This window comes from Sphingomonas sp., from assembly GCF_041661825.1.
Lineage (GTDB): Bacteria > Pseudomonadota > Alphaproteobacteria > Sphingomonadales > Sphingomonadaceae > Sphingomonas.
This window is the reverse complement of sequence record NZ_JBAZTU010000005.1, coordinates 220,605-246,489: the sequence shown is the minus strand read 5'-3', so window position 1 is coordinate 246,489 and position 25,885 is coordinate 220,605. Positions and strand designations below refer to the sequence as shown.

Here is a 25,885-nt window from a genome sequence, read left to right as displayed (position 1 = left end):
CAACGTAGGTCACCAGATGATGTAAGGGCTGCCATGACCCGATTGATCGGGCGAATGAACGATCGGTTTGGGAGAGTGAGAGTATGTTCGGCAGGCGCAGGCTGAAGGTGGCGCTCGGGGTGGCAAGCCTCGTGACCATCGGGACGGCAACGGGAATCGGCGCGGCGCAGACGCCCGGTGCCGCCTGGCCGCATGTCGGATCGCCCTTGCCGGCCGATCCGGCGATGGAAAAACGGATCGATTCGCTGCTCGCGAAAATGTCCGATGAGGACAAGGTCGCGCAGGTCGTCCAGCCCGACATCGGCAGCCTGACGATCGACGAGATCCGCCAGTACAAGTTCGGATCGATCCTGGCCGGAGGCAGCTCCGGCCCCAATCGCGACGACAAGGCCCCCGCCCCCGCCTGGCTGGCCTATGCCGATGCGGCGTGGGACGCCGTGACCAAGCGCGACGACGGCCGCCCGGTGATCCCGCCGATCTGGGGCATCGATGCGGTGCACGGCCATGCCAACATCATCGGCGCGACGATCTTCCCGCAGAATATCGGCCTGGGCGCGATGCGCGACCGCGACCTGATCCGGAAGATCGGCGAAGTGACCGCCAAGGAGATGGCGGTCACCGGGATCGACTGGGACTTTTCGCCGACGCTCGCGGTGGTGCGCGACGATCGATGGGGCCGCAGTTACGAGGGCTTTTCCGAGGACCCGTCGGTGGTGCACGACTATGCCGGCGCGATGATCGAGGGGCTGCAGGGCAAGGCGGGCACCAAGGAATTCCTGCGCGACGGCAAGGTGATCGCAACCGCCAAGCATTTCGTCGGCGATGGCGGCACCGCCAATGGCATCGACCAGGGCGACAATCCTTCCTCCCCTGAGCAGATCCGCGACATCCATGGCGCCGGCTATCCTCCCGCGATCGCCGCTGGCGTGCAGGCCGTGATGGCGAGCTTCTCCAGCGTGCGCGGCACCAAGCTGAGCGCCGACAAGGACTTGCTGACCGGCGCACTGCGCGACCAGATGGGGTTCGACGGACTGACCGTCGGCGACTGGAACGCGCATGGCCAGGTGCCGGGCTGCACCAACACCTCCTGCGCCGCGGCGATCAACGCCGGCATGGACATGGTGATGGCGCCGGACAGCTGGAAAGGCTTTTACGCCAGCACGATCGCCCAGGTGAAATCGGGCGAGATTTCGAAGGCCCGGCTCGACGAAGCAGTACGGCGCATCCTGCGTGTGAAGCTGCGCGCGGGCATGTTCGAGAAGGGCAAGCCTTCGTCCCGCCCCTTTGCCGGCAAGTTCGAGCTGCTCGGATCGCCCGAGCACCGCGCCGTCGCGCGGCAGGCGGTGCGGGAGTCGCTGGTGCTGCTCAAGAACCAGGGCCATGTGCTGCCCTTGTCGCCCAAGCTCGACCTGCTGGTGGCGGGCGACGGTGCCGACAATATCCCCAAGCAGAGCGGCGGCTGGACGATCAGCTGGCAGGGCACCGGCATGACCAATGCCGACTTCCCGCACGCCCAGTCGATCTATGCCGGCATTGCCGAGGCAGCCAAGGCAGCGGGCGGCAGCGCGACCCTGAGCGTCGACGGCAGCTTCACCAAGAAGCCCGGCGCGGCAATCGTCATATTCGGCGAGGACCCTTATGCCGAGTTCGCGGGCGACCGGCCGACGGTCGAATACCGCGCCGGGGACAGCCGCGACCTCGACTTGCTGAAGAAGCTGAAAGCGCAGGGCATTCCCGTCGTGGCCGTGTTCCTCTCGGGCCGGCCACTCTGGGTGAACCCGGAACTCAACGCGGCTGACGCGTTCGTTGCCGCGTTCCTGCCCGGCGGCGAAGGCGGCGGCGTGGCCGATGTGTTGCTGGCCGGCGCCGACGGCAAGCCTCGCCACGATTTCCGCGGCACGCTGTCCTTCTCCTGGCCGAAGCGGATCGACCAGACACCGCTCAACAAGGGCGACGCCGTGTACGACCCGCTCTTCGCCTTCGGTTATGGGCTGACCTATAAGGATAAGGGCGACCTCCCCGCGCTGTCCGAGGATCGTCCCGCCGCTGCCACACGGCCCGATGGCACCGTATTCGCGCGCGGTACCTTGCCCCCGGGCTGGCGCTTCGACCTGGCCGAGCCGGGCGGGGTCGCCGAGCCGGTGACCGGCAATGCGGGTGCGACGGGGGGCGGCGCCATCCGCCTGTCGAGCGTCGACCGACGCGCGCAGGAGGATGCGCGCAGGATCGTGTGGGGCGCCGCCGGGGGCACGGCGCGGATCGCCGCCGACAAGCCGATCGACATCGGCCGCGAATCCAATGCACAATATAATATGGTCATCGAATATCGCGTGGATGCGGCGCCCACGGGCACCGTGCGGCTGGGCATGCAGTGCGGCAACAATTGCGCAGGGACGGTGCCGATCACCGGGGTGCTGCGCGCGGCGACGGTCGGCCAATGGGCCACCCTCACCTTGCCGCTCAACTGCTTCGCCACCGCCGGGCTCGACCCTCGGCGGGTGAGCGCGCCGCTCACCCTGGCGAGCGACGGGGCGGCGACCCTGTCGATCTCCGACATCCGCTTCGTCAGCGCCAACGGCGTCGCGGGGTGCCCGCAATGACCGCAACCGAGGGCGGCAAGACCGCTGCCGGTGCCGGCGCCGCCTTTGCGGTGGTGACCTGCCTGTTCTTCGCCTGGGGTTTCATCACCTCCAACACCGACCCGCTGATCGCGGCGATGCGCGGCATCTACACGCTCAACGTGGCGGAAGGCATGCTGACTCAGTTCGCCTTCTTCCTCGCCTATTTCGTGGTATCGCTGCCTGCCGCGGCGCTGCTCGCGAAGCTGGGGCATAGCCGCACGATCATCACCGCGCTGATGGTGATGATCGGCGCTTGTGGGCTGATGCTCGTCGCGTCGCACATGCAGGCCTACACCATGGTGCTGGTGGCGCTGTTCGTGATGGCGGGCGGCATCACCGTGCTGCAGGTCGCGGCGAACCCGCTGGCGGCATCGCTGGGCACGCCTGAGCGGAGCCATTTCCGCCTGACCTTCGCCCAGGCATTCAATTCGCTCGGCGTGGTGCTGGGCGTCAGCATCGGATCGAAGCTGATGCTGCGGCCCGAGGTGTTTGGTGAGGGCGGGCATATCCTGCCGCATGTGCCGCGCAGCACGGCGCTGGGCGCGATCGACCATGCCTTTGTGCTGATCGCCTTTGCGGTGGCGGCGCTCGCGCTGCTGATCTTCGTCTTTCGCAATCGGATCAACGCATCGGCTGCCGACATCAGCATCGAAGGCGCCTCGCCGCTCAAGGCACTCAGGTCCGGCTGGGCAGTGTTCGGGGCGGTCGCGATCTTCCTCTATGTCGGCGCCGAAGTGACCATCGCCAGCGTGATGATCAACTTCCTCAACCGGCCCGACGTGCTTGGCCTGACGCTCGAGGCGGCGGGCGGGGTGCTGGCCTATTATTACTGGGGCGGCGCGCTGGTCGGGCGCTTCGTCGGCAGCGTGGTGTTGACCAAAGTTCGGGCAAGCTACCTGCTCACCGGGGCCGCGGCGATGGCAGCATGCCTGACCGCGGCGGCGTTCCTGCTGCACGGACCGGCGGCGGCCTATGCGGCGTTGGGGGTCGGCTTCTTCAATTCGATCATGTTCCCGACGATCTTCAGCATCACCATGGAGCGCTCGAAGACATCGAGCGCATCGGTATCGGGGTTGCTCTGCATGGCGATCGTCGGCGGCGCATTGCTGCCATTGTTCTCCGGCTGGATCGCGGACGCGACTTCGATCGGGATGACCTTCGTGCTGCCTGCCATCGCCTATGTGGCGATCGCCCTGTTCGGCGGGCTGGGCCCCAAATCGCGGCTCTCCGGCGAGGACGCAGTGGAGGCGGCGCCGGCGTTCCACTGAGGCGGCGGTTTGAAGGCCAGAAGCGGATGGCGCCCGCCCCGGCCGGTGTGACATGGTCGGGCAATGGAACCGGACGATATCGATAACGGCTATGCCGCTATGGCCGATGCCGCGAAGCACGCCATCGCCTATCGGCGCGGCATCGCGACGGCGGAGCATACGCCCGTTGCGAGCTACGCCGAGATGCTCGCCGCCTTCGCCGCGCCGACGCCCGAGCGGGGTGCAGATCCGCGGGCGATCATCGAGGAACTGGCGACTCTGGCCACGCCAGGCATTCGCGCCTCGACCGGGCCGCGCTTCTTCGGCTGGGTGATCGGCAATTCGCACCCGACCGGCGTCGCGGCCGACTGGCTGGCCACCGCCTGGGGCCAGAACGCCGCCAACCTCCACGCCGCGCCCGCTGCCTCCGCGATCGAGGCGGTTGCGGCGGACTGGCTGCTCGACCTGCTCGGGCTTCCGGCGAGCGCCTCGGTCGGCTTTGTCACCGGCGCGACGGTGGCCAATTTCGTGTGCCTCGCCGCCGCGCGGAGCGAAGTGCTGCGGCGTGCCGGCTGGGATGTCGAGGCTGACGGGCTGTTCGGTGCGCCCCCGATCACGGTGCTGATCGGCGACGATGCGCATGCGACGGTCTATTCGGGGATCAAGTATCTCGGGCTCGGCGCGCAGCGGGTGCGGCGGGTCATGTGCGATGCGAGCGGGCGGATGCTGGCCGACGATTTTGCGCGGGCGCTGGCAGAGGCAACGGGGCCGGTGATCGCGATCGCGCAGGCGGGGCAGATCAACACCGGCGCGTGCGATCCTTTCGTCGAAATCGCACCGATGGCGCGGGAGGCGGGTGCCTGGCTGCATGTCGATGGCGCGTTCGGGCTGTGGGCGCAGGCGAGCCTGCAGCATCGCCATCTTACCGCCGGGGTCGAGCTGGCCGATAGCTGGGCGACCGACGGGCATAAATGGCTCCAGACGCCGTATGACAGCGGCTTTGCGATCGTGTGCGATGCGGAGGCGCATCGGCGGGCGATGGCGATCACCGCGAGCTATCTGCCGCCGGCCGAAGGCGCCGAGCGCGACCCTTCCGCCTATGTGCCCGAGCTGTCGCGGCGCGCGCGGGGCTTTGCCGCATGGGCGATGATCCGGCAGTTCGGGCGCAAAGGGATTGCGGCGATGGTCGCGGAGCATTGCGCCATCGCGACGCACATGGCCGAGCGGCTCGCGGCGGTGCCCGGGATCGAGCTGGTCTGCCCGGTGGAGCTCAACCAGTTCATGGTGCGCTTCGGCGACGATGATGACCTGACGCTCGCGACAGTGAAGCAGGTGCAGGAGGATGCGGTGGCGTTCATCGGATCGGCGCTGTGGCGGGGGCGGTGGGTGATGCGGGTTTCGGTCTCCTCGGTTGCGACGACGATGGCGGAGGCGGATGTCACGGTGGATGCGGTGATCGGTGCGTGGGAGCGGACCAAAGCGGGCGGGATTTGATGGGGGCTTCCCCGGCGCAGGCCGGGGTCCAGTTGGAGAGGTTGCGGTAACGAAGCGCAACTTCTCCAACCCAGGTCCCCCAACTGGACCCCGGCCTGCGCCGGGGAAGGAACATAACTGCGGACACCGTGCCTCACTCCCCCGGCTGGTATTTCCGCTCCACATGGCCGGTGAGGTCCTGCGGGTAGAAATAGACCGGGCGGAGATTGCCGTCGGCGTAGCGCTGGGCCTGGTCGTTGAAATGGAGTGACGCGGGGTTGCCGCTCTCGCCGCCCGCGGTGACCGCCCAGGCCTTGAGCCGCGGGCCGAATTCCACCACCGCGACGAAGCTGTTGCCGCTGGTGCCGTAATAGTTCTTCGTGTTCGGATAGGGTTTCGCCCCATAGCTCGCCAGCGACCCCCATTGGCCGGAGACGAATGGCACGGCGATGCTCGGTTTTGAATCGTCGAACCGGGCGTCGATCGAATCGTCGAGGCGCTGGAAGCGGTTGATCCGGCCCCACGCCACGCGCCAGTCGCCGAAGTCGCGGGTCAGGCGGTCGACTGCCTGGACGAACGCATCGAGCTTCGCCTCGGGCGTCACTTTCGCGCCGATATAGTCGGGCACGTTCATGCGCTCGGCGCGGGCGAAGCCGCCGACATCCTTCCACAGCGTATCGCCCCAGAAGATAGCGAGCGACGTGAGCTCGGACGCGGCGCTCCAGCGATAGTCCCAGTCCTTGAGCGCCGCGATCGGCGCGGCAAGCCTCGCGCGGCGGGCATCGTTTGCCGGGAGCGCCTGCCAGGCAGACACGAGTTGCGGGATCAGCTTGGCGAAGGCCGGGAGATAGGAGTCATAGGCCGCCGCGCGCAGGCCCTCGGGGGTGAAGCCGGTCTTGCCGGTCAGCAGCAGATCGGAATGCGTGCCGCGCGCATTCGCCCCGGCCTGGTCCATATATTTGGGATAGTCGGCCGCCTTCGGACTGTCGGGGCCGGCCGACTGCCAGGGCCAGTCGTTCGAGTTCTTCGCCCAGCCGACCGGCGGGTTGATCGCATTGGGCAGGGTCGCGATCGCATGCAGCCCCTTCCAGTCCGTCGCGGGATCCGAGCCGTCGACGGCGCGGGTATAATCGAAGCTGTCGTTGCGGATCGGCACGAATTGCGGGTGGAGATAGGCGATCTCGCCCTTGCTGTCGGCGAACAGCGTGTCGTTCGAACTGTTCGCCTGACGCTCCGCCACCGCCATGTACGAGGCGAGATCGGTCGTCTTGGTGCGCAGCCAGCTTTGCTCGAGCGCGGGGATCGGTTTCCACATCAACGACGTGGCGATCCATTTGCCGTCGCGCTTGGCGACGATTGGTCCATGATGCGTGCGCTGAACGGTGAAGGCGCGGGTGCCCATCGTGCCGTCGGGCTTGCGGAAGGAAATCGAGATGCGGCTGCGGTCGACCGGGCGCAGCTTGTCGCCGTAACGATAGGAGAGCTTGCCCGAGTTGAACACGAAGGTCTCGGCGAATTCATCGACATTGTCGACGCCCGAGGAGGTGTGCATCCAGCCGGCGTTGGCATTGAAGCCCTGATAGATGAAGAACTGCCCCCAGGTGGAGGCGCCGTACGCGTTGAGCCCCTCCCCGCTGGTCATCTGCAACTCGGAGCGGAAATAGAAGCTGGTGTGCGGGTTGATCAGCAGCAGCGCATGGCCGTCCACCGTGTTCTTCGGCGCGATGGCGATGCCGTTGGAGCCGCGCGGTTCGCGGGGGATGCGGCCAAGCTCCTCGTCGGTCATCGCGACCTGGCGGGTGCCGTAGAGGCTCTCCAGCTCCGAGAGCGAGATGCGTTCGATATCGCCGCCGATGCTGCCTTCGGTGAAGGACAGGGCCATCCAGGGCTCGAAGCGCTGCAACACCTTGGGGTGGGTGTCGGGATGGGTGGCGAGATAATAGTTCAGCCCGTCGGCCCAGGCCTGCATCAGCTTGCGGAGCCAGGCGGGGCTCTCGCGATATTGTTTCTGCAGCACGACCGGATCGACATAGAGGCGCTGGCGCAGATCGGCCCAGATCGCCCTGTCGCCTTCCGCTTCAGCCGTGCGGCCGAGCGCAGTGAGATAGTTCGCCTCGATCCGGCTGAAATCATCCTCGGCCTGAGCGTAGATCGCGCCGAACACGGTGTCCGCGTCGCTCTTGCCGACGACATGGGCGATACCCCAATCGTCGCGGGTGATGATGACGCGGGCGGCCTGGGCCTTCCAGCCGGCCTTCTCGTCCGGCGCCGCGTGGGCGATGCCGGGGGTGAGGAGAGCAAGCGCGAGGAGCGGGTTGCGAAGGCGGCGGCTGAGTCTATCCATGAAGCAAGGGCTATCCGGCGCATCGTGGCGCGGCAAGGAGAACGGGCGATGAAGTGGCTGCTGGCACTGACCTTGTCGATCGCCGCGCCCGTGGCGGCGGCCGAGCCGCCCATCCTGCTGCGCCCGGCACAGGTGTTCGACGGGGTCGACCCGAAGCCGCATCCGGGCTGGGAAGTGCTGATCGAGGGCGGCAAGATCGTCTCGGTCGGGCCGAAACTGACTGCCCCCGCCGGTGCGCGCACGATCGACCTGCCTGGCCAGACCTTGATGCCCGGCATGATCGAGGGGCACGGCCATCTGTTCCTGCATCCCTATAACGAGACGAGCTGGGACGATCAGGTACTGCACGAGCCGCTGGCGCTGCGCACCGCGCAGGCAGTGGCGCAGGCACGCGCGACGCTGATGGCCGGCTTCACCAGCGAGCGCGACCTCGGCACCGAAGGCGCAGGCTATGCCGATGTCGGGCTGCGCCAGGCGATCGACCAGGGCGTGGTGCCGGGGCCGCGGATGAGCGTGGCGACACGCGCGATCGTGGCGCTCGGGGCTTATGGTCCCAAAGGATTCGAGCCGGGCGTCGCGATTCCGCAGGGCGCCGAGGAAGTGAGCGGCATCGACGACATGGTCCGCGCGGTGCGCAGCCAGATCGCGGCGGGCGCCGATGTGGTGAAGCTCTATGCCGATTACCGCTGGGGGCCGGGCGAGCCGAGCCGCGCTACCCTGTCGTTGGCCGAGATCACCGCCGCGACCGAGGCAGCGCATGACGCTGGCCGCACGGTCGCGGTCCATGCCTCGACCGCCGAGGGCATGCGCCGCGCGATCGCGGCGGGGGTCGACACGATCGAGCATGGTTATGGCGGGACGCCGGAAATCTTCAAGGCAATGGCGGCGAAGGGGATTACGTTGTGCCCGACGCTGGCCGCCGCTGATGCGGTGGCGCGTTATCGCGGGTGGACGGGAACCGGAACGGTACCGCAGGGCGTGTTCGATAGCTGGAAGGCTTTCCACTTCGCCCGTGCGGCCGGCGTGCCGATCTGCATGGGCGGCGATGTCGGCGTGTTCGCGCACGGCGACAATGCGCGCGAGATGGAGCTGATGGCGGAGCAGGAGATGCCCGCGGCCGAGGTGCTGATCGCGGCGACGTCCGGCAATGCGCGGGCGTTCCATCTCGACGGCAAGGTGGGCGCCGTGAAGGCCGGGCTGCTCGCCGATCTGATCGCGGTGGACGGTGATCCGACACGGGATGTGGCGGCGGTGCGCGATGTCACCATGGTGATCAAGGGCGGTGTCGTGGAGAAGGCGTTTACCGAGCCCAAGCGTACCCCTGCGGTCGACGGGGTTGTGGACGTCATCCTCAAACGCACGTTCACCGGCACGCCGAGACCGGCGGCAGCGGAGCCGGAGAAGCCACGCAAGCGCTGAACGGCGCAGGCGCTGTCGATATGGCGCCCCATGCCCAAGACCGGATACGAAGTAATCACGTTGGAACCGGGCGAGAAACACCAAATATTCGTCGAATTTTGCGACCCACTTAGGAGGGGGGCAAAATCGAGCGCTATTTCGCGCCTGCAGCGGGTTTATTTGGAGCGGCAGAAGCGGTGTTGGAAGCGCAAGAAACGCTCCCTGAAATATCGGACGCAAGGAATTCAGCGAATTCTTGCCGAATTTCGCGAGGGGTATCACGAATTGTTCGGGCTGTTCTTGCGGGTAGTTGGGGGCTGGAATCTTTACTGGCACGGGTTGCGTCTCTCTCGGGCTTCGGCGTGGAGCGCCGGGCGAGAGACGATAGCGCGTGTTGCGAGAGGTTGAATCGGGACGCTGGGCGCCTCCCCCTTCTGCCTTCCCCGACGAAGGCCGGGCCCCAGTTGGGGGAAATGAATTGGCTGGCGTGGCGCACATCACCGGAGCCTTTCCAACTGGGCCCCGGCCTTCGCCGGGGAAGCAAGAAAAGGGGGGAGAGTCGGACGCTTACTGACCGAACGGGTACGGGTGCACGGTCTCCGGAAGCGTCACCTTCACCGTCGCGCCGTCCCCGTCGAGCTTGGCCACGATCGCCCGCAGGATCATCGCCACCACCGCGCCATCGGGCGCATGGCCCGCATCCTTGATCACGAAGGCCGCGCCGGGCTTGTGCGCCGCCCCGGCTGCCTTGGCGAGTTGCTCGCCCATCTGCCACGGCACGGTGTCGTCGGCGGTCCCCTGGATGAGGTAGAGCGGCTCATCGAGCTTCGGGATCGCGGCAACATTGTCATACTCGTTGGGCACGGCGGCGCGGAGGAGCTTCGACACCATGTCGCGCAGCCGGGTGAAGGCGCCGATGGTGACCAGCGCGTCGGCATGCTGGCGCGTGGCGAGCCCGAAGGCGACGCCACCGCCCAGGCTGTGGCCGACCACGATCAGCTTGCCGCTGCCCGCAAGGCTGTGGGCGCGGTTGTAAAAGGCGTCGGCATCGGCGGCGAGGCCGGCCTCGCTCGCCTTGCCCGGATTGCCGCTATATTCGCGATATTCCGCCGCGACGATGCCATAGCCCTCAGCGATCAGCGGGGCGAACCACTCCACCGATCGCATCGCGCTGGACCCGTTGCCGTGGAAAACGAGCAGGGTCGGCTTGCCGCCCTGCGGCGCGATCTCGATGCCCTTGAGCGTCAGGCCGTCGACGGTTTGCACCTCCAGGATCGCAGCGCCGGCCGGCAAGCCGGCGATGCTCACCGGCAGCCTGGGCGCAGGATAAATGCGACCATGGACCTGCGCGACCGCGGGCGCGGCGCTCAGAAGACCCGGCACGAGGCACAACAGCAGCACCGGAAGCAGGCGTTTCATGGCGAGAATGGTAGAGCAGACGATGCGCGTGGCAAGCGATGACGGCCCCGCCGACATTACAAATCCGTCATGATCCAAGGTCTTTCTTGACAGTAAGGAGCCAGTTCGGGCCTTGAAAGATCATGGGGACCACGATCTCCTCATGAGGCAAATGCCGAAGAATCGTGTCTCGAACGGACCCAGGGATGCACCCTGTGCGCCGAAGATCGACAATCGCCTTTCATGATCGAACCGAACGCACGCGATGCATCCGGAGCAGCGATCGAAACCGAGGAGTGACACGATGTCCGACGCCATGATCGATCGCCGCAGCCTGCTTGTCGCGAGTGCCGCACTGGGCGTGAGCGCCATACCCGCACCGGCGATGGCGCAGATCAAGCCGGCGAAAACCGGGCGCAGCTTCACGCCGCAACCGCTTCCGTTCGAACCCGGCTCGGTCGCTGGCCTTTCCGAGAAACTGCTCACCAGCCACCACGACAATAATTATGTCGGGGCGGTGAAACGGCTGGGCGCAATAGCCAATGAGTTCGCCGCGCTCGACCCCGCGACTGCCCCGACCTTCACGATCAACGGCCTGAAGCGGGAAGAGTTGATCGCATGGAATTCGATGATCCTTCACGAGCTGTATTTTTCCGGACTCGGCGCGCCGGTCGCTCCCGGTACGCCGCTGGCGACCGCGATCGAGCGCGACTTCGGCAGCCACGCCCGCTGGGCCGGCGAATTTTCCGCGATGGGCAAGGCACTCGGCGGCGGATCTGGCTGGGTGCTGCTCACCTGGAGCGCACGCGACCATTGCCTGGTCAATCAATGGGCGGCGGACCACAGCATGACCCTGGCCGCCGGAACACCGTTGCTGGCGCTCGACATGTACGAACATGCCTATGCGATCGACTATGGCGCCAAGGCCGGCGCCTATGTCGACGCTTATATGAAAGCGATCGACTGGAGCGCGGCCAGCCGCCTGTTCGCGACCGCCGCCCGCTGATCGCGGCAGCAATGGCGACGAAGCCGGCGCGATAGCGCCCTTCGTCGCCCCCGGCCCGTTACCCTTGCGCCGTCAGCCCCGCGGCGGCGATGCCACCCCGGGTCAGCGCGGCCTCGATGATCGTGTTGGCCTGTTGCAAGCTGATCCGGGACACGGGCGTTCCTCATCACTGGCGTTGGGCACGCCTTTGAGAGGCCGGTCCCAGCCGTCACCAGCGGCGGTGGCGATAGCCGCCGCGATAGCCGCGATAGTGATAGGGTCGGGCATAGCCGCGATGGCGGTAATACCAGGCGTGATAGGGATAGGGTCGGTAGTTCCAGCGGCCCTCATAATAGACCCAGGGCCGGTACCAGCCCGGCGCGGCATAATAATAAGGCGCGTCATAACCGTCATAATAAAAGGCCGGCGCGTCATTGCGGACGACGAAGCCGGGCGGGCAACCGGGGCTGGTGTCGTAACGGCTCTGGTCGCCGAGCGCGGCCCCGCCGGCGGCACCGGCGATGCCGCCGACAAGGGCGCCGGCACCACGATCGTGCCGGCCCGCGATGCTCGAGCCGAGCAGCGCGCCGAACACGCCGCCGATCACCGCGCCGGCGGTAGAGTTGCTGCGGGCCTTGACGCAGTTTCGCGCCGACCAGTCCTCGGCATAGGCTTCGTAGCGGCGATCCTGGTCGCCCTGCACCGTGTCGGCCTGATCCGACACATAGCCGGGCGGTGGCGGGGGCGGTTCCGATCCGTCATAGCCGGGCGGCGGCGCGTCATCCTGCTCATCATAGCCTTGCTCGGGCGGCGGTGGCGGATCCTGATAGCCCTGCTGCGGCTCCGGCTCGCGATAACCCGTCTGGGGCTGCGGAGGCGGATAATCCTGGGCTGAGGCCATCGAGGCCGAGATCGGGGAGATCGCCGTAACCAGAGCGACCAGGGCACAGGCAGTTCGCCGAATCGACTGGGACATCAACCACATCCTTTTACCGCAGCGCGAGCGACAGTGCGCCTTTTCGAGTGAACGGTTGCTGACCGGACGCGCCGTTGGACGGACTGCCGGCCCAAATATCGTCGCGACCGATATGCCCCGAGTTTCTGGATTCCCGCTGGACCACTTCACCGAGCAAACAGCTGAATCCGAAGGCGTGGTCGAGCGTCCGTCCCAAAGTGGACCACCCGATTTTACGGGATGTGGAGCTTGCCGGAAACGCGCGGGCGGCGGAAATCCGTGGCTTCCCGCAAACAATCGAGGACGGGCCTATGCGCCATCCGCTTCTCGCCGCCACGGCCATGCTGCTGGTTCCGGCGCTCCTTCCGATCACGGCCCATGCCCAGACGCCTGCCGTTCCGCCGGCCATCGCCGCTGCCATCGCGGACTCGTCGCGGCCCGCAACCGACACGGCGCGCGATGCCAATCGCAAGCCGGTGGAAACCCTGGCGTTTATCGGCGCGAAGCCGGGCGACAGGATCGCCGATTATGCATCGGGCGCGGGATATTTCACCCGCCTGTTCGCGTCGGTGGTGGGACCGAAGGGCCATGTCTATGCCTCGGTGCCAGCCGAGCTGTTCACCTTCCCCAATACCGTCAAGGCCATCTCCGATACGCAGATCTGGGCAGCCTCTCACCCCAATGTCACGGTCACCCTTGCCGCCGCGCTGCCCGCCGCGGCCTATCCCGAGCCGCTCGATCTCTTCTGGATCGGGCAGAATTATCACGACCTGAAGGACCCCTTCATGGGGCCGGTCGACATCAGCGCGTTCAACCGGGCGGTGTTCGCCGCACTGAAGCCGGGCGGCGCCTATGTCATACTCGACCATGTCGCAGCGAAGGGATCGCCCGCCAATGTCACCGACACGCTGCACCGGATCGAACCGTCGACGGTGCGGCGCGAGATCGAAGCGGCGGGCTTCGTGTTCGAATCCGAAAGCGCGATCCTCGCCAACCCCCTCGACCCGCACACCGCCGGTCCGTTCGACCCGTCGATCCGAGGCCATACCGACCAGTTCCTGTTCAGGTTCAGAAAACCCCGATCGTGAACCCGGCCCGCTTTTCATGGTGCCTGGCGCTCGCTTTGGCTGCCGCGCCGGCACTGGCCGAGGAGCCGCCGCCCGTCGCGCCCCCGCCTGCCCGGCAATCGCTCGACGATGCCTGGTGGACCGGGCCGATGCTGGCGAATTCGGCCGCGACCCTACCGCGCGGCCACGCCCTGATCGAGACCTATGTCTTCGACCAGATCTCGGGCGGCACCAGTTCCTATGGATCGCTGACCTATCTGCTCTACGGCGTGACTGACACGCTGACCCTGGGCGCGCGGCCGATGTTCGGGTTCAATCCGGCCGGCAGCGCCTCGGCCATGGGCATGGGCGACCTCACCCTGCAGGCACAATATCGGCTATCGTCGTTCCGGGCCGATCCCTGGAAGCCGGCGATCGCGGTGTCGCTGCAGCACAGCCTGCCGACGGGGAAATATGACCGGCTCGGCACGCGGCCCGGCGACGGGCTGGGTAGCGGGGCACATGCCACGACGCTTGCGGTCTATGCGCAGAATTATAGCTGGCTGGGCAATGGGCGCCTGTTGCGCACTCGGCTGAACCTGTCGACATCGCTGCCGGGCAAGGCGCGGGTGGAGGATGTCAGCGTCTATGGCACCCGGCATGGCTTTCGCGGCGAGGCGCGGCCCGGCGCGTCCTTCGATGTGGGCGGTTCGGTCGAATATAGCGTGACGCGACGCTGGGTGCTGGCGCTCGACCTCACCTATGATCACACAGCGCCGACCCGCGTGACCGGCGTCGATCGCGGTGGCGGGCCGATCGTCCGCCGATCCGGGGCGAGCGACAGTTTCGCGATCGCGCCGGGGATCGAATATAGCTGGAAGCCGAACCTCGGGGTGCTGATCGCCGCGCGGATCGTTCCGCGTTCCGGCAACACGGTGCCGTCGATTACGCCTGCGGTGGCGATCAACTATGTGCTTTAGGACCCGGATCGATCAGGTTTGAGCGCGAGGCAAATTCAGCCCCTCCCCGTTAGGGGAGGGGTTAGGGGTGGGGCAGCGTTAAGCGGGGCTCGATGCCCCGATCAACGCTCCGGTGCTTGGCGAGACGAGTCTTTTTGAGCGCGCAGACGCGCGCCCCCACCCCCTAACCCCTCCCCTGAAGGGGAGGGGCTCATTGAAGTGGATCGAATTCACTCTTAGGTCCGGATCGCTCACCTGCGCTTCAACCCTCACGATCCCTCCTCCATCGCCTCGCGGACCATCGCCATCGCCGTGCGGATCGCGGGCGGGTCCATCATGCCGAAGCCGAAGACGAGCCCCGCCTGAGTCGCCGGCCCGTGATAGTATCGGCTGAGGCTGCGGATATGGATGTTGCGGCGCGCCAGCGTGCGGGACAGGGCGTCGACATCGACGGTGCCGTTCGAGATCGCCGTGACATGCATGCCGTAGGCGGATTCGATCGGATCGAGCCAGGCAGTGAAATCGCTGCGCAGCAGATCGAGCAACAGGGTGCGCCGTTCCCCGTAGAGCCGCCGCATCCTGCCGATATGCCGGGTCAGATGGCCGCCGCCGATAAAGCCGGTCACCGCCGCCTGGGTCGGCATCGAACAGGGCCCGTCGGCGCAGATCTTGGCGGTTGCCAGCGCCCGCACCGCCCAGCGCGGCGGCAGGATGAAGCCGAGGCGGATGTTGGGCAGGGTCGATTTGGAGAAGGTGCCGACATAGAAGACGACATCGTCCTCATCGACCGTCTTCAACGCCCTGATCGGCCCGCGCGCGGCGCGGAACTCGCCGTCATAATCGTCCTCGACGATGAGCGCGCCATTCTCCCGCGCGAAGCGGATCAGCGCCGCGCGCCGCTCCTTCGAAAGGCTCGATCCGAGCGGAAACTGGTGCGACGGACTGACGCAGACGATGCCGGCATCGCGGGGCAATCGGTCGATGATCATCCCCTCGGCATCGACCTCGACCGGATGCAGGCGGGCGCCGGCCGCAGCGAAGGGGATGCGAGTGGGCGCATAGCCCGGATTCTCGACCGCCACGACCGACCGCCCCGGTTTCACCAACAGCCGGGCGAGCAGATCGAACGCCTGTTGCGCACCGCTGGTGACGACCAGATCGTCGGGCTGGCAAGCGATTGCCCGCATCACCGACAAATGCATCGCGATCGCCGCGCGCAGATCGGGATTGCCCTGCGGGTGGCCGTAGTTGAACGGCGCCTGTTCGAACGCACGCAGCTTCTGCGCCGAGACGCGGCGCAAGATGTCGAACGGGAAGTGCTTCAGATCGACCAGGCCGGGACGGAAATCGAAGACAGTCGGATACGCCGCGATGTCGGGCGCGACAGTGGCGTCGTTGAAGAAGCCGAACGCCGACGCCACGTCAGGGCGAAGCCAGAAGGGGTTGAGCCGGGCTTCAGGCGCCGCACCGGGCGCGGCCATATCCGCGAGGGGTACGGGCCGTTCAGCGACATAGGTGCCGGATCCATGCCGTGAGGCGAGCAGCCCCTCGTCGAGCAGCTGGTTATAGACCCCGACCACCGTGGTACGCGCGAGGCCGTACCGGGTGGCCGCGGCGCGGCTTGCCGGCACCCGCGCGCCCGGCTTGAGCTGCCCGCCCAGGATCGCCTCCCTGAGCTGCCGATGAAAGCGCTGCGCCCGGAGCGGCGTGCCCGTAGCGCCGATATCAAGCTCGACTTCGAAGATCGCCATGGCCCGGCTTACCGGTTCGCGCTGGCGCCGCCAATCCGATCGGGCACACCATCGGCGACAAGCCGATTGTGCCCGCCGCCCGAGCCTGTAAGCGGGCAGTATGTCAGCCGAGATCGATCCCTTCCACGCCATCGCCGTCAGCCGTTTGGCCCACAGGATGTCAGCCGAGGGACGATCGGTGATCCATATGGAGTTCGGCCAGCCTTCGACCGGCGCGCCGGCCGCGGCGATCGCGACCGCGCAGCATGTGCTCGCGACCGACGGCATGGGCTATTGGGAAAGCATGCCGCTCAAGGCGCGGATCGCGCGGCATTATGACGAGGCGTACGGCGTCGCGATCGACCCCGAGCAGGTGGTGCTGACCTGCGGCGCCTCGCCGGCCTTCGTGCTCGCCCTGTCCTGCCTGTTCGCGCCGGGCGACCGGGTGGCGTTCGCGCGGCCGGGCTATGTCGCTTATCGCAACACGGTGAAGGCGCTTCACCTGGAGCCGGTCGAGATCGGTTGCGGCGAAGCGGAGCGGTTCCAGATCACCGCGGCGGCGATCGAGCGGCTCGACCCGGCGCCGCACGGGCTGATCCTCGCCAGCCCGGCCAATCCGACCGGCACGATCATCGCCGCAGACGAGCTGGCGGCGATCGTCGCGGTGTGCCGCAGGCGTGGCATCCGCATCGTCTCGGACGAGATCTATCACGGGCTGAGCTATGTCGGTCCGGCGCGGTCAGTGCTGCAGGAAGACCCCGACGCACTGATCATCAACAGCTTCTCCAAATATTTCAGCATGGCCGCCTGGCGGCTCGGCTGGCTGGTGGTGCCGCCGGCGCTGATCGATGCGGCGCGGGCGCGGATGGGCAATCTGTTCCTGACGCCGCCGTCGCTGGCGCAGCATGCGGGGCTGGTGGCGTTCGATTGCCGCGACGAGCTGGAGGGGCATGTGAGGGCCTATGCGCGCAATCGCGACCTGCTGCTCGCTGCCCTGCCCGCGCTCGGGCTGAAGCGGATCGCGCCACCCGACGGGGCCTTTTATATCTGGGCGGACATCGGGCATCTGACCGATGACAGCATGGATTTCTGCACGCGGCTGCTGGCCGATACCGGCGTCGCGACCGCGCCGGGCATCGATTTCGATCCGGTGGAGGGACGGCGGTTCATGCGGTTCAGTTTCGCGGTCTCGACCGACCGGGTGGAGGAGGCGTTGCGGCGGATCGGGCCGTGGTTTGCAGCGCAGGTGGGTGTGGGCGCTGGTGCCGCCGGCCTGAACTAACCTTGCTTCCCCGGCGGAGGCCGGGGTCCAGTTGGGAAGGCAGAAGTACCTACGCAAAGCGCCCATCAAACAGGTCCCTCCAACTGGGCCCCGGCCTCCGCCGGGGAAGCAGTAACGGGGTACTTATCGCGCGATTGCGCATCCTCGCCAGACGTGTAGCCTCCTGGGCCAAGGGCCGAAGCCGCCAGCCCCGCCGGAACAAGGACAAGAGCCCGTGGAGCCGCATCCTGACATCGTCACGCCAGCGACCCTCGGCGTGGGCGATCCTCGGCCGGTGGGGAGCCAGCCGATCCCTATCGCCCTTCCTTCCTATATCGCACCGACCGGCGAATATCCGTCGGCGGATGGCCCTGGCACGCCGATGTTCCTGCTGGCGATGATCCATACCGCGATCGGCCAGGCCGGACAGGCCCCGTTCAATGCGCTGCCCCCCGATGGCCGCCTGCTCACCGTCGATCAGGCCCACATGGCCGACGCGCCGCTGTATTCCGTGATCATGAACCAGTTCGGCGGCGAGCCTCCGAGCTTCGCCCTGCCCGATCTGCGCGGGCGGTCAGTGGTCGGAAGCAATCCCGGCGTCGCGCCGCCAGCGAACACGGTGGCGATGCAGTGGCTCATGGCGACGCAGAGCGTGCCCGGCTTTGACGGGATCGCCGGAATCGCGGCCGGGATGGTCGTGCCGTTCGCGGGCAGTGTCGTCCCCTCCGGCTGGGTGGCGTGCGACGGATCGTTCTTCACCCAGGCGCAATATCCCCAGCTCTTCGCGCTGTTCGGCAATGCCTTTGGCTGGCTGACGACGACGGAGGTCACCTTGCCGCGCCTGACCGACAATGTCGTCATCGGCGCCGGCGCGCCGTACGCGCCGGGATGGCCGGTCACGACAGTCGGCACGATGATCGGCGGCGGGCCGCTTCAGGGCGTGTGCCTCAACTATCTCATCTGTTTCAACGGCGTCTGGCCCAATGCCGCCCCGTCCGCCTCAGTGCCCGTGCAGCAGGGCTTTATCGGCCAGATCATCGCCTATGCCGGCAATGACGCGCCGCCGGGCTGGCTGTTCTGCGACGGCTCCCTGCTGGCGATCGAGACCTATATGACGCTGTTCGCGCTGATCGGGAATATTTATGGTGGCGACGGCGAGACGAATTTCGCCGCGCCCGATCTTCGCGGAAAGGTAATCGTCGGCCCAGCCGGTTGAGAGTGCGGAGCAGAGCATGACCGAAGAGCGGATATCTGAATGCCTGTGCGGTGCCCTGAGCGCGACCTGTCGCGGGGCGCCGGCACGCGTTTCCGTCTGCCATTGCCTGAACTGCAAGCGGCGAAGCGGCAGCGCCTTTGCGTACACCGCGAGCTATGACGCCGCCCAGGTGTCGACGAAGGGGGAGCATGGCACCTATCGCCGGACCGGCGACGAGGGCCGCTGGGCGGATTTCCATTTCTGCCCCCAATGCGGGACGTCGGTATTCTATGAGATCGAGGTGCGGCCGGGCATGGTGTCAGTCCCGGCGGGCGGGTTTGCCGACATGGATTTTCCCGAACCATCAGTTGAGGTGTTCGGAGAGCGGCGAGCAGGATGGTGCGTCATTCGACCGACGGGGTCGCTGACGGAAGAGTGAGCCGGCCGCGCAGTGGAGAGGGTGCATGGAGATCGACCCGCGGCAGTTTGCCGCCGAATGGGCCGCCGCCTGGAATGCGCATGACATCGAAGCGGTGCTCCGCCATTTTCATGACGACGCGACCTTCTCCTCGCCCTTTGCTGCGCTGGTCTTTCCCGCGAGCGAGGGCCGGCTGATCGGGAAAGCAGCGATCAGGGATTATTGGGCGATCGGCATCGCGCGGATTCCGGACCTGCGCTTTTCGGTCGATACGGTGTTCGTCGGGATCGACTGTCTCGTCATCGCCTATATGAATCAGAAACAGGCCCGGGTTTGCGAGGTGCTGAAATTCGCCGGGGCGCTGGTGATCGAAGGGCATGGCACCTATGCGGAGGGTGTGGGCAACCCCACGGGCGCGCGCGCCTGACGGGCTAGGGTCCAAACCGGCCCCGGATCGACGACCTGCGTCATTCCGCTTGTCGTCTATCCCGTCCGTGCCGTAGCGGTTTGTCGCGGTCAGGATGTCCGATCACCGATGCTTAGCCAGCCCGAACAAGCCGTACAGAATCTGGAGCAGGCGCGCGGCCTGCGCGCTTCCGGCACGCCCTATCGCGAGATTGGTCGCCGGCTCGGGCTTACGTCCGGCCAGCTCGGCCATATTCGCCGGGCGCTGAAGCGCGAGAAGGGCGCCCGCACCCGGCTGCGCTCGACCAGGCCGGAGGCGACCGACCGCGACCTGCCGGTCAACCAATCCGTCCTGCCTTCCGGCTTGCGGCGAAAGCTGACCGCATCGGGATACCGGACGCTCGGCGACCTGGCGGACAGGCTGGCCGATCCCGACTTTCCCGGCCTGGAGACGGTGCCCGGCATCGGCCCCCACCGGGCGCGCCTGGTGAAGGGCCTCCTGGATCATTTCGGGCTGCTCCCCGGCCCAAGCGACCTGCAGGCCGCCGTCGAGCGGCTCTTCCCCGAATTCCGGGATGCGCCGCCCGCGCGATAGGGCAGGTGGAGGCTGCGGCTGGCCCCTCCGCTTCTTGCAAGGCGCCACCACCGCCTCTACTTCAACCCATCAGGCCACTGACAACGGCCCTCCGACCGGATGTGCACCATGACCTTCTCCCTGACCGCAATGCCAGCCTGCCTTGCCTTCAGGGACCTTCATCATGCCTGCCATTTCCCTCTCCCATCTCGCCTGGTCCACGTCTGACAACCGCGCGGTCTTTGCCGATCTCGACCTGAGCTTCGCTGCCGAGCGCGCCGGGCTGGTCGGGCGTAACGGCGTGGGCAAATCCACGCTGCTCAAGCTGATCGCCGGGCAATTGCCGGTCCAGTCGGGCCGGATCTCCGTCAGCGGCACGATCGGCGTGCTGCGCCAGACCGTGCAGGTGAACGCACACGAAACCGTCGCCGACCTGTTCGGAGCGACCGACGCGCTCGCGCTGCTACGGCGCGCGGAGCAGGGTATCGCCAGCATCGAGGAACTGAGCGAGGCCGACTGGACGCTGGAGGATCGCATCGCCGCAGCACTCGGCCGGGTCGGGCTCGCAGCCGTGCCGGAGACGCCGCTGACCGCGCTTTCCGGCGGGCAGCGCACGCGGGCGAGCCTGGCTGGCGCGATCTTTTCGGAACCCGATTTCCTGCTGCTGGATGAGCCGACCAACAATCTCGACCGGGAGGGGCGCGAGGCGGTGATCGCGCTGCTCGCCGGGTGGCGGGCGGGGGCGATCGTCGTCAGCCATGACCGCGCGCTGCTCGAGACGATGGACGCGATCGTCGAGATGACCAGCCTGGGCGCGACGCGGTATGGCGGCAACTGGAGCCGCTATCGCGAGCGCAAGGCAATCGAGCTGGCGGCGGCGGAGCGCGACCTGGCCGAAGCCGAACGTCATGTGACCGACGTGGCGCGCGGCGCGCAGGAGACGGCCGAGCGCAAGGCGCGCAAGGACGGTGCGGGCAAGCGCAAGGGTGCCAGGGGCGACATGCCGCGCATCCTGATCGGCGCGCGCAAGGACCGCGCCGAGGACAGCGGCGGCGAGAACCGGCGGCTCGCCGAGCGGCAGCGGGCCCAGGCGGTCGAGGCCGCGACGGCAGCGCGCGAGCGGGTGGAAATCCTCCAGCCCTTTGCGGTGACGCTCGCGCCGACCGGTCTGCCGGCGAACCGGACCGTGCTGGAAATCGAGGGCGTGACGGCGGGATATGAGCCCGGCAGACCGGTGCTGCGCGACCTGTCGCTGACCATCAGCGGGCCGGAGCGCGTCGCGGTGACCGGGCCGAACGGGTCGGGCAAGACGAGTTTGCTGGGGTTAATCACCGGGGCGCTGACACCATGGAGCGGGACGGTACGGGTTCCGGTCGATCTGGCGCTGCTCGACCAGCGGGTGAGCCTGCTCGATCCGGGCAGCTCGATCCGCGACAATTATGCGCGGATCAACGGGACGACCGACGAGAATGCCTGCCGCGCGGCGCTTGCCCGCTTCATGTTCCGGGCGGATGCGGCGTTGCAGATCGTCTCGACCTTGAGCGGCGGGCAGATGCTGCGCGCGGGGCTGGCCTGCGTGCTGGGCGGTGCGAAGCCCCCTTCCCTGCTGATCCTGGACGAGCCGACCAACCATCTCGACCTGGACTCGATCGAGGCAGTCGAGGCGGGGTTGCGCGCTTATGACGGCGCGTTGCTGGTGGTGAGCCACGACACGGCGTTCCTGGAGGCGATCGACATCACGCGGCGGATCGCCTTGTCGGAAATCGCGCAGGAATCGGGCCGGGCTCCGTGAGGCGCTTGCCCCGGGGGTGCCCGGCCATGTCGTTCATCAGCGGCCTCAGCCCTCTACTTCCTTCGCCAGGATTTCGAGCAACCCGAGCGTGCCTTCCTTCCGTCCGGTCCCGTCGTCCGATCCGTCGAGATAGGTGCCCTGTTCGGTGTGAGTCAGCAGCGTTCCGCCATTCGACGGCGTCAGTTCGATCGTGGTGAGCGAGGCGGACATCGGCGCGGCGCCGATCGCCATGCGATAGCAGAACACGATGCGCTGGTCGGGCACGATATCCTGATAGACCGCCTCGTTCAGGATCTCCGGGCCATCACCATAGCGGAAGCGCGATACCTCACGGCCATTCACGCTGAAATCGGCGGTGTGTTCGAACACCTCGAAACCCTCGCCTTCGACCAGCCAGCGCCGTTTCGCCGCAGTGTCCGAAAAGGCGGAAAACACACGCGACGGAGACGCGTTGTACTGGCGTTCGAGGCGGAACGTGCTGTGCACCGCGGGCCTTGCTTCATTGGTCATTCTTGCTTCCTTTCGTCTTGATTGAGGGAGGATCAGGGAGAAACTCTTCCAGCCGGTCGAGGCGCCGTTCGGCCGGGCTGCGCCGGTCGGCGATCCAGCCGGCGATGCCGTCCATCCCGCCGGGCACCAGCCGATAGGTGCGCACCCGGCCGATCTTTTCGCTGGCGACGATGCCGGCCGCTTCCAACACCTGGAGATGCTGCACCACGGCCGCGAGCGACATGTCGAACGGTTCGGCCAGGCTGCTCGTGCTCGCGGGCGCGCGACCGAGCTGCTCGACGATCGCGCGGCGAGTCGGCTCGCCCAGGGCGGCCAGCAGGAGATCGATGGGATGATTGTTAAGCACAGACTTGAGTATTACGAGAGTCGCACTGATAGTCAAGTACAAACTTTAGTATATCTGCAGGGCGCGGCTTGAGCCTGGCCGACTACGACTCGGCATTCCCGGAGACGGGAAGCTAGGCTGAGGGAGTGCCCGGGGCCGGCTCACGACTCGCGTAGGGGCGAGCCTTGCCCAGCCCAAGGAAGGCGAGCGTGGCCAGCAGCATCGCCGCGAGCCCGATGGCCAGTGCGACGCCGTAACCGCCGGTCGCATCATGCAGCCGGCCGAAAGCGACGATCCCGGTCGCGGTGCCGGCCAGCGCCAGCATGAGCAACGTGCCGTAGATCTCGCCATAGGCCCGCAGGCCGAACAGTCGCGCCGCGAAGAAGGGCAAAAGATCATGCTCGGCGCCGTTCATCAGCCCGGCGACGAACACGGCCAGCATCAGCAGCGCGAAGCCCGGCATGGGCAGCTGGAGCAGGCCAAAGCCGATCGCGGAGAGGATCGCGGCGCAGGCCGCCATGCTGGCCGGGCTGAAGCGATCGACCAGCGCGCCCATGGCGAGCCGGCCGACGACCTGCGAGGCGCCGTAGCTGGCGAGCAGCAACGCCGCCTGCGCCGCGCTCAGCCCGCGATCCAGGCCGAACGGCACGAGTTGGGTGACCAGGCCGATCGTCGCCATGTTGATCAGCATCACGCTGCTCGCGAGCAGCCAGAAGGAGCGGCTGCGCCGCGCCTGGGCGCCGGTCGCGCCGGACAACAGCGCCGCGCCCGACGCGTCGACCGCGAGGCCCGCCGGGCTGGAGGAGGCGCCGCGGATGAGCAGCAACACCAACGGCAGCGCCAGCAGGACGGTGAGGCCCGCGAGCGCGAGGAAGCCGCCACGCCAGCCGGACACGGCGATTACCAGCGCGAGGAGCGGCGGCACGACGATCGTCGTCACTGACAGGCCCGAGGTCGCGATGCCGAGCGCGAGCCCGCGGTGGCTGACGAAGACCGACGAGATCAGCTTGCCATGGACCAGCGCGCTCGTGCCGGGAACGGAGAGCGCGAGGCAGACGACCAGCAACTGATAGTGCCAGAGCAGGCCCGTCAGGAGCGACATGCCGCAATAGGCCAGACCGAGCAGCAGCATGGCCGCGACGATCACGGCGCGCACCCCGATCCGATCGGCCAGCCGTCCGATGAACGGCGCCGCGAGCGCGCCGGCCAGACCGAGTCCCGCGGCGGTGGCGATCTCGCCGCGAGTCCAGCCGAACTCGGCGGTCATGCCGGCGGTGAAGAGGCTGGAGACGTTCTGGAAGAGGCCGGGGCCGGTGCCGATACCGATCATGCCGGCGGCGACCAGCGGCCAGCCCTTGCGCCATTCGTTGCCGGCCTGCACGGTCGGGGATCGGGATTCCATGAACGCGCTTCCTCGATATGGAAGGCGAGCCTAGCGGCCTGAATTCCATCGAGGAAGGGCAGTTCAATCCACCCCGGCTCCAGAAAAAGGGCGCTTCCCCGGCGAAGGCCGGAGTCCAGTATCGGGCGTTGTGTAACGGAGCGCAGCACGTCGCCAGATTCGTCCCCCAACTGGACCCCGGCCTTCGCCGGGGAAGCAAAGGTATTCAGCGTGCCGCCTTGAGCGCGGCATTCTCCGCCTCCAGCGCGGCGAGGCGCGCGCGGATGGGGGCGAGCGCTTCCGTCAGTTCGGCTTCACTGAAGCGGGGCGTGATGTGCTGTGGACAGTTCCAGTCGAAGCCTTCGAGCGCGATGACGATGCCGCGTTCGACCTGTGCCGGGTAATGATCCTGCAGGCGCGCCAGCAGTGCGGGATCGGACTCGGCATCGACCGTGCGGGCATGGCCGAGCAGCTTGAGCCGCCGCTGGTTGGGATAGTCCATCAGGAACAGCGACACCCGATCGTCGGTCGCGAGGTTGCCGATGCTGACATATTGCTTGTTGCCGCGATAATCGGCGAAGCCGAGCGTGCGATCGTCGAGGATCTTCAGGAAACCCGGAGGCCCGCCGCGGTGCTGGACATAGGGCCAGCCGGTCTCCGACACCGTCGCCATGTAGAAGCTGTCGCGCGCGGCGATGAAATCGATTTCCCGGGTCTCCAGCCGGTCCCGGGCGGGGGCGTCGGGCGCCTCGAAGCGCGCATAGGAGGCGCGCGAGCCTTGCTCCTCCTGCAGCGCCTTCACGTGCGGCGTGAACATCAGCGCGCCGAAACGATGCGTCATGACCTGTCTCCTCGCGGGGCCGGCGCCTGACCGGCCCCGGTTACGATCAGCGGGCGACCTTGCGGTCCATGAAGTCGCGGATCAGGCCGGCGATCTCCGGACCGTGCGTCTCGAGCGCGAAATGGCCGGTGTCGAGCATGTGGATCTCGGCATCCGGGATATCGCGCCCGTAGGGCGCGCCACCGGGCGCGACGAAGATGTCGTCATTCTTGCCCCAGACCACGAGCGTCGGCGGCTTGGCGCGGCGGAAATAGCGTTGCCAGGCGGGATAGAGCGGCAGGTTGGTGCGATAATCGTAGAACAGGTCGAGCTGGATTTCCTGATTGCCGGGGCGGTCGAGCAGCGCCTGGTCCACCGTGGCGGCATCGGGATCGACCAGGGTCAGGTCCTTCACGCCGTTGCTGTACTGCCAGTCGGTCGCCTTGCGCGAGGTGAGCCAGCGAATGCCTTCGCGTTCCGGCGCGGCGCCGGTCTTCCAATAAGCCTTGATCGGATCCCAGAAGCCGGTGATGCCCTCCAGATACGCATTGCCGTTCTGGACGATCAGCGCGGTCACCCGCTCGGGATGCGCGGTCGCGATGCGGAAGCCGACGGGCGCGCCGTAATCCATGACATAGAGCGCATAGCGGTCGACACCGAGCTGCTCGGTCAGCTTGCCGACGAGCTCGGCATAATGATCGAAGGTGTAGGCGAAGGTCGCGCGGTCGGGCGCGTCGCTATAGCCGTAACCCGGATAGTCAGGCGCGACGATGTGATAGCGATCGGACAGCAGCGGAATGAGGTCACGGAACATCTGCGACGAGGTCGGGAAGCCGTGGAGCAGCAGCAGGGTGGGCGCATCCTTTGGTCCAGCCTCGCGGTAGAAGATCTTCGTGCCGTCGACCACGGCCGAGCGGTAGTGGACCTGCGCGGCGGCGATCATCGCGGGCGTGGCCGGGGTGGCAGTTTGCGCGACGGCGGGAACGCCGGTCAGCGCGACGGTGGCGGCGGTGAGCAACAGCCATTTTCGGAACATCGGTCTTCTCCT

22 protein-coding genes are annotated in these 25,885 nt (G+C 67.2%); 13 read left to right on the top strand and 9 right to left on the bottom strand.

Annotated features, from left to right (window positions below):
• Nucleotides 1-83: 83 nt before the first annotated feature.
• The 3 genes from WC729_RS23350 to WC729_RS23340 all read left to right on the top strand — a co-directional run bounded on the left by WC729_RS23350 (nt 84) and on the right by WC729_RS23340 (nt 5,362).
• On the top strand, nt 84-2,600 hold the full coding sequence (locus WC729_RS23350) for an exo 1,3/1,4-beta-D-glucan glucohydrolase (RefSeq protein ID WP_372856855.1): 2,517 nt from the start codon (nt 84-86) through the stop codon (nt 2,598-2,600).
• Complete coding sequence (locus WC729_RS23345; protein WP_372856854.1) at nt 2,597-3,889, top strand: MFS transporter; 1,293 nt, start codon at nt 2,597-2,599, stop codon at nt 3,887-3,889. Before WC729_RS23350 ends, WC729_RS23345 begins: the two co-directional genes overlap by 4 nt.
• Nucleotides 3,890-3,952: 63 nt before the next feature.
• Nucleotides 3,953-5,362, top strand: coding sequence for an aspartate aminotransferase family protein (locus WC729_RS23340; RefSeq protein ID WP_372856853.1), 1,410 nt, complete (start codon nt 3,953-3,955; stop codon nt 5,360-5,362).
• A 133-nt stretch (nt 5,363-5,495) separates the two neighbouring features.
• Here the strand turns inward: WC729_RS23340 and WC729_RS23335 are convergent, their stop codons facing one another.
• Nucleotides 5,496-7,685, bottom strand: coding sequence for a penicillin acylase family protein (locus WC729_RS23335; protein ID WP_372856852.1), 2,190 nt, complete (start codon nt 7,683-7,685; stop codon nt 5,496-5,498).
• Between the two features lie 48 nt (nt 7,686-7,733).
• On the opposite strand from WC729_RS23335, the gene WC729_RS23330 reads away from it, so the two are divergent.
• Complete coding sequence (locus WC729_RS23330; protein ID WP_372856851.1) at nt 7,734-9,104, top strand: amidohydrolase family protein; 1,371 nt, start codon at nt 7,734-7,736, stop codon at nt 9,102-9,104.
• Between the two features lie 546 nt (nt 9,105-9,650).
• Here the strand turns inward: WC729_RS23330 and WC729_RS23325 are convergent.
• A complete protein-coding gene (locus tag WC729_RS23325) occupies nt 9,651-10,502 on the bottom strand; it encodes an alpha/beta hydrolase family protein (protein ID WP_372856850.1) in 852 nt (283 codons plus the stop codon).
• A 283-nt stretch (nt 10,503-10,785) separates the two neighbouring features.
• On the opposite strand from WC729_RS23325, the gene WC729_RS23320 reads away from it, so the two are divergent.
• Complete coding sequence (locus tag WC729_RS23320) at nt 10,786-11,487, top strand: superoxide dismutase (RefSeq protein WP_372856849.1); 702 nt, start codon at nt 10,786-10,788, stop codon at nt 11,485-11,487.
• 208 nt (nt 11,488-11,695) lie between these two features.
• Here the strand turns inward: WC729_RS23320 and WC729_RS23315 are convergent, their stop codons facing one another.
• Nucleotides 11,696-12,442, bottom strand: a complete 747-nt coding sequence (locus tag WC729_RS23315) for a glycine zipper domain-containing protein (RefSeq protein ID WP_372856848.1) — start codon at nt 12,440-12,442, stop codon at nt 11,696-11,698.
• A gap of 290 nt (nt 12,443-12,732) precedes the next feature.
• Here WC729_RS23315 and WC729_RS23310 point away from each other — a divergent pair, with 290 nt between their 5' ends.
• Both WC729_RS23310 and WC729_RS23305 read left to right on the top strand, forming a co-directional pair.
• A complete protein-coding gene (locus WC729_RS23310) occupies nt 12,733-13,509 on the top strand; it encodes a class I SAM-dependent methyltransferase (RefSeq protein WP_372856847.1) in 777 nt (258 codons plus the stop codon).
• A complete protein-coding gene (locus tag WC729_RS23305) occupies nt 13,506-14,447 on the top strand; it encodes a transporter (RefSeq protein WP_372856846.1) in 942 nt (313 codons plus the stop codon). The genes WC729_RS23310 and WC729_RS23305 overlap by 4 nt, the downstream gene beginning before the upstream one ends.
• 248 nt (nt 14,448-14,695) lie before the next feature.
• Here WC729_RS23305 and WC729_RS23300 read toward each other — a convergent pair whose 3' ends face one another.
• Nucleotides 14,696-16,177, bottom strand: coding sequence for a PLP-dependent aminotransferase family protein (locus WC729_RS23300; RefSeq protein ID WP_372856845.1), 1,482 nt, complete (start codon nt 16,175-16,177; stop codon nt 14,696-14,698).
• A 100-nt stretch (nt 16,178-16,277) separates the two neighbouring features.
• On the opposite strand from WC729_RS23300, the gene WC729_RS23295 reads away from it, so the two are divergent.
• The 6 genes from WC729_RS23295 (at nt 16,278) to WC729_RS23270 (ending at nt 21,801) form a co-directional block, all read left to right on the top strand.
• On the top strand, nt 16,278-17,438 hold the full coding sequence (locus tag WC729_RS23295) for an aminotransferase class I/II-fold pyridoxal phosphate-dependent enzyme (protein ID WP_372856844.1): 1,161 nt from the start codon (nt 16,278-16,280) through the stop codon (nt 17,436-17,438).
• Nucleotides 17,439-17,652: 214 nt separating this feature from the next.
• A complete protein-coding gene (locus WC729_RS23290; RefSeq protein WP_372856843.1) occupies nt 17,653-18,633 on the top strand; it encodes a tail fiber protein in 981 nt (326 codons plus the stop codon).
• Between the two features lie 16 nt (nt 18,634-18,649).
• The gene (locus WC729_RS23285; RefSeq protein ID WP_372856842.1) at nt 18,650-19,051 is read left to right on the top strand and encodes a GFA family protein; all 402 of its coding nucleotides are present in this window, start codon (nt 18,650-18,652) and stop codon (nt 19,049-19,051) included.
• Between the two features lie 25 nt (nt 19,052-19,076).
• The gene (locus tag WC729_RS23280) at nt 19,077-19,457 is read left to right on the top strand and encodes a nuclear transport factor 2 family protein (protein ID WP_372856841.1); all 381 of its coding nucleotides are present in this window, start codon (nt 19,077-19,079) and stop codon (nt 19,455-19,457) included.
• A 108-nt stretch (nt 19,458-19,565) separates the two neighbouring features.
• A complete protein-coding gene (locus WC729_RS23275) occupies nt 19,566-20,030 on the top strand; it encodes a hypothetical protein (protein WP_372856840.1) in 465 nt (154 codons plus the stop codon).
• Between the two features lie 163 nt (nt 20,031-20,193).
• The gene (locus tag WC729_RS23270; RefSeq protein ID WP_372856839.1) at nt 20,194-21,801 is read left to right on the top strand and encodes an ABC-F family ATP-binding cassette domain-containing protein; all 1,608 of its coding nucleotides are present in this window, start codon (nt 20,194-20,196) and stop codon (nt 21,799-21,801) included.
• 45 nt (nt 21,802-21,846) lie between these two features.
• On the opposite strand, the gene WC729_RS23265 is transcribed toward WC729_RS23270, so the two are convergent.
• The 5 genes from WC729_RS23265 to WC729_RS23245 all read right to left on the bottom strand — a co-directional run bounded on the left by WC729_RS23265 (nt 21,847) and on the right by WC729_RS23245 (nt 25,873).
• On the bottom strand, nt 21,847-22,311 hold the full coding sequence (locus WC729_RS23265; protein WP_372856838.1) for an SRPBCC family protein: 465 nt from the start codon (nt 22,309-22,311) through the stop codon (nt 21,847-21,849).
• The gene (locus tag WC729_RS23260) at nt 22,301-22,657 is read right to left on the bottom strand and encodes an ArsR/SmtB family transcription factor (protein WP_372856837.1); all 357 of its coding nucleotides are present in this window, start codon (nt 22,655-22,657) and stop codon (nt 22,301-22,303) included. Before WC729_RS23260 ends, WC729_RS23265 begins: the two co-directional genes overlap by 11 nt.
• Nucleotides 22,658-22,769: 112 nt before the next feature.
• Nucleotides 22,770-24,038: an MFS transporter gene (locus WC729_RS23255; RefSeq protein ID WP_372856836.1), complete on the bottom strand. Its 1,269-nt coding sequence runs from the start codon at nt 24,036-24,038 to the stop codon at nt 22,770-22,772.
• A 205-nt stretch (nt 24,039-24,243) separates the two neighbouring features.
• Nucleotides 24,244-24,858, bottom strand: coding sequence for a pyridoxamine 5'-phosphate oxidase family protein (locus WC729_RS23250; RefSeq protein ID WP_372856835.1), 615 nt, complete (start codon nt 24,856-24,858; stop codon nt 24,244-24,246).
• 46 nt (nt 24,859-24,904) lie between these two features.
• Nucleotides 24,905-25,873 carry an alpha/beta fold hydrolase gene (locus WC729_RS23245; protein ID WP_372856834.1) on the bottom strand — a complete coding sequence of 323 codons (969 nt, stop codon included), beginning with the start codon at nt 25,871-25,873 and terminating at the stop codon, nt 24,905-24,907.
• Between the last annotated feature and the right edge of the window lie 12 nt (nt 25,874-25,885).

Excerpts from the sequence above, each read along its gene's own strand:
- WC729_RS23350 (WP_372856855.1), top strand. The coding sequence starts at position 84 with ATGTTCGGCAGGCGCAGGCTGAAGGTGGCGCTCGGGGTGGCAAGCCTC.
- WC729_RS23345 (WP_372856854.1), top strand. The coding sequence starts at position 2,597 with ATGACCGCAACCGAGGGCGGCAAGACCGCTGCCGGTGCCGGCGCCGCC.
- WC729_RS23340 (WP_372856853.1), top strand. The coding sequence starts at position 3,953 with ATGGAACCGGACGATATCGATAACGGCTATGCCGCTATGGCCGATGCC.
- WC729_RS23335 (WP_372856852.1), bottom strand. The coding sequence starts at position 7,685 with ATGGATAGACTCAGCCGCCGCCTTCGCAACCCGCTCCTCGCGCTTGCT.
- WC729_RS23330 (WP_372856851.1), top strand. The coding sequence starts at position 7,734 with ATGAAGTGGCTGCTGGCACTGACCTTGTCGATCGCCGCGCCCGTGGCG.
- WC729_RS23325 (WP_372856850.1), bottom strand. The coding sequence starts at position 10,502 with ATGAAACGCCTGCTTCCGGTGCTGCTGTTGTGCCTCGTGCCGGGTCTT.
- WC729_RS23320 (WP_372856849.1), top strand. The coding sequence starts at position 10,786 with ATGTCCGACGCCATGATCGATCGCCGCAGCCTGCTTGTCGCGAGTGCC.
- WC729_RS23315 (WP_372856848.1), bottom strand. The coding sequence starts at position 12,442 with ATGTCCCAGTCGATTCGGCGAACTGCCTGTGCCCTGGTCGCTCTGGTT.
- WC729_RS23310 (WP_372856847.1), top strand. The coding sequence starts at position 12,733 with ATGCGCCATCCGCTTCTCGCCGCCACGGCCATGCTGCTGGTTCCGGCG.
- WC729_RS23300 (WP_372856845.1), bottom strand. The coding sequence starts at position 16,177 with ATGGCGATCTTCGAAGTCGAGCTTGATATCGGCGCTACGGGCACGCCG.
- WC729_RS23295 (WP_372856844.1), top strand. The coding sequence starts at position 16,278 with ATGTCAGCCGAGATCGATCCCTTCCACGCCATCGCCGTCAGCCGTTTG.
- WC729_RS23285 (WP_372856842.1), top strand. The coding sequence starts at position 18,650 with ATGACCGAAGAGCGGATATCTGAATGCCTGTGCGGTGCCCTGAGCGCG.
- WC729_RS23280 (WP_372856841.1), top strand. The coding sequence starts at position 19,077 with ATGGAGATCGACCCGCGGCAGTTTGCCGCCGAATGGGCCGCCGCCTGG.
- WC729_RS23275 (WP_372856840.1), top strand. The coding sequence starts at position 19,566 with ATGCTTAGCCAGCCCGAACAAGCCGTACAGAATCTGGAGCAGGCGCGC.
- WC729_RS23270 (WP_372856839.1), top strand. The coding sequence starts at position 20,194 with ATGCCTGCCATTTCCCTCTCCCATCTCGCCTGGTCCACGTCTGACAAC.
- WC729_RS23265 (WP_372856838.1), bottom strand. The coding sequence starts at position 22,311 with ATGACCAATGAAGCAAGGCCCGCGGTGCACAGCACGTTCCGCCTCGAA.
- WC729_RS23255 (WP_372856836.1), bottom strand. The coding sequence starts at position 24,038 with ATGGAATCCCGATCCCCGACCGTGCAGGCCGGCAACGAATGGCGCAAG.
- WC729_RS23250 (WP_372856835.1), bottom strand. The coding sequence starts at position 24,858 with ATGACGCATCGTTTCGGCGCGCTGATGTTCACGCCGCACGTGAAGGCG.
- WC729_RS23245 (WP_372856834.1), bottom strand. The coding sequence starts at position 25,873 with ATGTTCCGAAAATGGCTGTTGCTCACCGCCGCCACCGTCGCGCTGACC.